At 64.3% G+C, this 5,714-nt stretch carries 4 protein-coding genes; 1 reads left to right on the top strand and 3 read right to left on the bottom strand.

The window, feature by feature from the left end; translation table 11 throughout:
* The first annotated feature begins 217 nt into the window (after positions 1-217).
* Positions 218-751 (top strand): MmcB family DNA repair protein, encoded by a 534-nt coding sequence (locus tag VGO04_RS31255; protein ID WP_327499878.1) that lies wholly within the window; start codon positions 218-220, stop codon positions 749-751.
* Between the two features lie 4 nt (positions 752-755).
* Here VGO04_RS31255 and VGO04_RS31260 read toward each other — a convergent pair whose 3' ends face one another.
* The 3 genes from VGO04_RS31260 to hrpB all read right to left on the bottom strand — a co-directional run bounded on the left by VGO04_RS31260 (position 756) and on the right by hrpB (position 5,218).
* Positions 756-1,340: an ActR/PrrA/RegA family redox response regulator transcription factor gene (locus tag VGO04_RS31260; RefSeq protein WP_327499879.1), complete on the bottom strand. Its 585-nt coding sequence runs from the start codon at positions 1,338-1,340 to the stop codon at positions 756-758.
* A gap of 82 nt (positions 1,341-1,422) precedes the next feature.
* Positions 1,423-2,730 carry an ActS/PrrB/RegB family redox-sensitive histidine kinase gene (locus tag VGO04_RS31265; RefSeq protein WP_327499880.1) on the bottom strand — a complete coding sequence of 436 codons (1,308 nt, stop codon included), beginning with the start codon at positions 2,728-2,730 and terminating at the stop codon, positions 1,423-1,425.
* Positions 2,731-2,764: 34 nt separating this feature from the next.
* Positions 2,765-5,218: an ATP-dependent helicase HrpB gene (hrpB, locus tag VGO04_RS31270; RefSeq protein ID WP_414650638.1), complete on the bottom strand. Its 2,454-nt coding sequence runs from the start codon at positions 5,216-5,218 to the stop codon at positions 2,765-2,767.
* Positions 5,219-5,714 lie beyond the last annotated feature (496 nt).

Raw genomic sequence — 5,714 nt, forward strand, 5'->3', positions numbered from 1 at the left:
GAGGCTGCACAAGAGGAAGGCATTGCGGAAGCGCATGGGTGTCTCTTAAAAAGAAGCAAAGAAAAACTGGGTCGCCGCGACCAACAGTGACTACGGTTATTTTCGATTAGTCTGTGCTATGCAAGAGATTGCGCGGCCACAATTCGGCCTGACTGTGCAAATTCCGTGACGCTGGCTTTTTTGCAACAAAATGACCGCCCAAGGGGGCGCCGGACGCATGACCATCCTCTCCATTCATGGCGACAACCCGCTGATCGACGGCCGGCAGTCGAATCGCGCGATGATGGTGCGTCGCGGCATTCAACGGCTATTCGCCGAACTGGGGCACGCGGTCTTGCCGGAATTGACGCTTTCGAGCGGGAGGCGCGCGGATCTCATCTCGCTGTCGGCCAAGGGCGAGGTCTGGATTGTCGAGATCAAGACCTCGATCGAGGACTTCAGGGTCGATCGCAAATGGCCGGACTACCGCAAGCATTGCGACCGGCTGTTCTTCGCCACCCATGCCGGCGTGCCGCTCGATATTTTTCCAGAGGAGTGCGGCCTGTTGCTGTCGGACGGTTATGAGGGGCACATCGTTCGCGAAGCGCCCGAGCACAGGCTCGCCGCCGCGACGCGCAAATCCGTGCTGCAGCTCTTTGGCCGCACAGCCGCTCAGCGGCTGATGCTGGCCGAGTGGGCCGCCGAGCGCAACAGTGAGCTTGGCGGCTCGATCGGGGATATTCTCTCAGGCAACCGCGATAGCGGCAGCTGACGCCTTACTTCGGCGCGCGCTTGGCCAGGATGCGCTGCAGCGTGCGGCGGTGCATGTTGAGCCGGCGCGCCGTTTCCGAGACGTTGCGGTCGCACATCTCATAGACGCGCTGGATGTGCTCCCAGCGAACGCGATCGGCAGACATCGGGTTTTCCGGCGGTTCCACCCGTTCGCCCTGCCGCTGCACGAGAGCCGCGAAGATCTCGTCGGCATCGGCGGGCTTGGCGAGATAGTCGACGGCGCCAAGCTTTACCGCGTTGACGGCGGTTGCGATGTTGCCGTAGCCGGTCAGCATGATCATCCGCGTATCGTCGCGCCGGCCGCGGATCGCTTCGATCACGTCGAGACCGCTGCCGTCGCCGAGCCTCAGGTCGATGACGGCGTATTTCGGCGGGTTGCCCTTGGCCTTGGCGATGCCTTCTGCCACCGATTCGGCGATGTCGACCGAAAAGCCGCGCGCTTCCATGGCGCGGGCAAGGCGCCTGAGGAAAGGCGCATCGTCATCGACGAGCAGGAGCGTGCGGTCCGGTCCGATCAGTTCGGCGTCCTGTGCGTGTGTGCTGGGCGAAGCTGTCGATTTGTCGGTCATTCTCGCAATCCTTGGGCGAAAACGGTACGTGTTCGCCGAGATTATAGGTTTCTTCCGGCTTCGTTCAATAAACTGCGAAATGTCATTTCGCCAGTTTCGTATCCATGAGGGCGCGCGGCCATTCGACGCTGACCCGGGCGCCAGGTCTGTCCGGTCCGCCGTTTTCGAAGCGCAGGCGCGCACCTGACCGTTCCAGCAGCGTCTTGGCGATGAAGAGGCCGAGCCCGAGGCCGCCGGCGCTGTCGTCCTTCTGCCGGCGCGTCACATAGGGCTCGCCGATGCGCTGCAGGATATCCGGTGCAAAACCGTCGCCATCGTCCTCGATCGTCACCCGGACGCGGTCGCTCGTGTGCTCGACTGTTACGGTGACCTGCTTCTTGGCATAGTCGACGGCGTTTTCGAGCAGGTTGCCAAGGCCGTAGAGAATGCCGGCATTGCGGTTGCCGACCGGTTCCGAGCCGCGGTCGCCCTTCTCGATCAGGTTGATGTGGATGCCGAACTCGCGGTGCGGCGCCATCACCTCCTCGATCAGCGAGGAGAGCGGCAGGAGCCGCATGTGCTCCTCGCTCTCGGACGACAGCGTCGTCAGCCGCTTCAGGATATCGCGGCAGCGCTCGCTTTGGCTGCGCAGGAGATGCACGTCCTCGCCGAAGCGCGGATCGTTGCCGAGCTCGCGCTCCATTTCCTTGGCAACGACGCTGATCGTCGCCAGCGGCGTGCCGAGTTCGTGCGCCGCTGCGGCGGCAAGCCCGTCGAGCTGCGACAGGTGCTTTTCGCGCTGAAGCACAAGCTCGGTCGCGGTCAACGCTTCGGAGAGTTCGCTCGCCTCGAGCGAGACACGATAGGTGTAGAAGGCGGCAAACGCTGTCATCGACACGATCGCAAACCAGATGCCGGCCGTCAGCACCCGCGGCATGAGAAGAACCGTGCCGGGATACCAGGGGAGCGGAAAGGGCGAAAAGGCGAGTGCCGTGATCGCGATGACCGCGAGGCCGGCAAGGATGATGCTGTGCGATTTCGGCTGCGACGCCGAGGAGATGATGACGGGGACGCAGAGAAGCGGCGCAAAAGGATTGGTCAGCCCACCGGTGATGAACAGGAGCCCGGTGATCTGCGCGAGATCGAGACCGAGCAGCGCGAAGGCGGCCGGCGGCTGCAGCCGGTGCGTCGGCGGATAGCGCAGCGTCACATAGGCGTTGACCAGCGCCAGGCTGGCGATCAGCACCAGGCAGGAAATCAGCGGCAGCGGAAACTGCAGCCAGAAGGCCGTGATCAGGACCGCGATCGATTGTCCCCCGACCGCGAGCCAGCGCAGCCGCACCAGTGTCTGCAGGCGCAGGCTGCGGTTGCTGGTCTGGTCGTTGTTGTGTTCGAGCGCAACTGTGGTCATTCGTGCCTGCATTCCCAATGTCTATCGTGTCGGTTCATGTACCACGCGGCTTTGCCCGTGTCGTCGGCGCCGCATTGGCCGGATCCTCCGGCCAGGGATGCTTCGGATAGCGCCCGCGCATGTCGGCGCGCACGTCTCGCCAGGAGCCGGCCCAAAAGCCCGGCAGGTCGCGTGTTGTCTGGATCGGGCGATGACCGGGCGAAATCAGCTCAAGCAGCAATGGCAGCCGGCCGTCGCCGATCGCCGGGTGCGTTTTGAGGCCGAATAGCTCCTGCACGCGGATCGACAAAAGCGGCTCGTCGCCGTCGTAGTGGATGGGATGCCTTTGTCCGGTCGGCGCCTCGAAATGCGTCGGTGCCAGCCTGCCAAGCTCCCTCTGCCTTTCATGCGGGATGAGCGACATGAGGCCATCCGACAGGTTGGACGCCTTGATATCGGCAATGGCTGTGACGCCGTGCTGGAAAGGCACGAACCAATCGTCAAGGCTTTCGAGCAAGGCCTCGTCCGAGACATCCGGCCAGGGTGCGCCGATCGAGCGGTTGAGGAAGCCGATGCGGTCGCGCATCTGCATCGCCTCCTTGGAGAACGGCAAGACGGCTAGGCCAAGCTGACGGACGCCATCGGCAAGTGCCCGCGCTGCCGCTTCGCCCGTGGGCCGCGCAAGCGGCGTCTCTTCAAAGATGATCGCACCAAGGCGCGTGACGCGGCGCGCGCGCACCTGCCGGCTGGCCCGGTCAAAAAAACTCTGGTCTTCGCGGGTGATTGCGTCGGGCATATGCGCCTCGACATCGGCGCGCGTCAACTCGGCGGCCGCCAGCACCCGCTGCCCGCCGGCCCGGCCGGTCAAGTCGGCGATGACAAGCATCGGAGCGGCCGCAAGCCGTTCGGTCTCGGGGATTTCCGCGCCGCGCCCGTTCGCCATCACGAAGCGGCCGCGGCCGCCACGCTGAAGGGCGATACGATCAGGGAAGGCATGCATCAGCAACGCGCCCGGCTGGATCGGTTCGTTCGATCTCGGCGCGCCCTTGAGTTCCGCCGCCATGCGGCGCGCCAGGTTGCGCGAGGCGTCGGCACGGTCGCCGCGTTCCTGCCGGAACCGTCTGAGCCGGTCTTCGAGATCGATGCTGCTGCCGCCAAGCCCCTGTTCGGTGAGCATCACCGCCAGAAGGCAGGCGGCTTCCGCCCGGCCCTCTTCGGCCGCCGCGACCGCCATGGCCGCCAGACGCGGCGGCAGCGCCAGGTCGCGGATCTTGCGGCCCTTCGGCGTCAGCGCCCCGGCCGCGTCGAGCGCACCGAGCGCGACGAGAAGTTTTCGGGCTTCAGTGAGCGTCGTTTCCGGCGGCAGGTCGATAAAGGAGAGGGTGGCGGGATCGCTGACACCCCAATGGGCGCAGTCGAGCAGCAGGCCGGACAGGTCGCTCGCAAGGATTTGCGGCGGCGTAAAGGCGGCAAGAGCCGCCGTCTGGCCGCTGTGCCAGAGACGGATGGCGATGCCGGGCTCGGTTCGTCCGGCGCGACCGGCGCGCTGGTCGGCCGACGCGCGCGAAACACGCACCGTTTCCAGCCGGGTAATGCCGGTTGCCGCCTCGAACACCGGCAGTCGCTGCAGGCCGCTGTCGATTATGATGCGTACGCCGTCGATGGTGATCGAGGTCTCGGCGATCGAGGTGGCGAGCACGATCTTGCGGGTTCCCCCAGGTGCAGGGCGAATGGCGGTGTCCTGTTCCTTCTGGCTGAGGTTGCCGTAGAGCGGCACGATCGCCGTCTGTCCGTCGAAGCGGTCCTGAAATCGCGCGGCGACGCGGGTGATTTCCGCCTGGCCGGGCAGGAACGCGAGGATCGAGCCATGCTCGGCGCGATGCGCCTCGCCGATCGCACGCACCATCGCATCCTCGACGCTTTCGCCACCGCGGTCCTGGTAGCGGATATCGATCGGAAAACTGCGCCCCTGGCTTTCAACGACGGGGGCGCCGCCAAGCAGTCCGGCCACGCGTTCGACATCGAGCGTTGCCGACATGACGATAATCCTTAGATCCTCGCGCAGTGCCGCCTGGACATCGAGCGCCAGCGCCAGTCCGAAATCCGCGTCGAGCGAGCGCTCGTGGAACTCGTCGAACAGCACAGCCGCGACACCCTTCAGTTCGGGGTCATCAAGGATCATGCGGGCAAACACACCCTCGGTCACCACCTCGATGCGCGTCTTGCCAGAGACGCGGTTGTCGAGACGCATGCGGTAGCCGACGGTTTCGCCGACTTTTTCTCCGAGCAGTTCCGCCATACGCCCGGCCGCGGCGCGGGCCGCCAGCCGCCGTGGTTCCAACAGAATGATCTTGCCGCCTGCCGCCCAGGGCTGGTCGAGTAGGAAGAGCGGAACGAGCGTGGTCTTGCCGGCGCCGGGCGGGGCCGACAGCACGACCGATGACTGCTCACCGAGCGCATGGGCCAATTGAGGCAGGACCTCGCGAACCGGAAGAGCGGGAAATACTATCGTCACGGTTGGGCCTCCGCCCCAATTGAATGATGGCCGCGTCTGCGGCCGTCGCATCGACCGGCTCGTCATGCACGATCTGTTGTCGCGACTGCCGCACGGATTGCCGGATCAGCGGCGAACATGTGCCAAGTACGGTAACAGCTCATCCAAGAGCAAGGCGTAGCGTGTGAAGACACGGTGAGGGGGGCCTTTCCAGCGATCCCGTCCATATCTGATGCCGATGAGCCGGGCCCTGTCTATATATAGGGGAGGCGTGGTTTCGGAGCTGATTTTCCCTGCAAAGTCCTCGTTTGGAATTTTGACCGTCTGATCAAAGATTCGCGGCTCGTCCTTGCCGGTTTCTGCCGACTGTAAATCTGCCGAAATTATCAACAGCCGAAAATCTCTATAAAAATCAATGTATTGTCGATTTTTGACAGTTTTTTGAAGAACGCTGTTGACGTGTCGGAGTGGGTGGGTCTATAAGCCCGATCACTGACGAGGGCGGCGGCGC

The sequence above is a fragment of the Ensifer sp. genome, from assembly GCF_035999185.1.
Lineage (GTDB): Bacteria > Pseudomonadota > Alphaproteobacteria > Rhizobiales > Rhizobiaceae > Ensifer.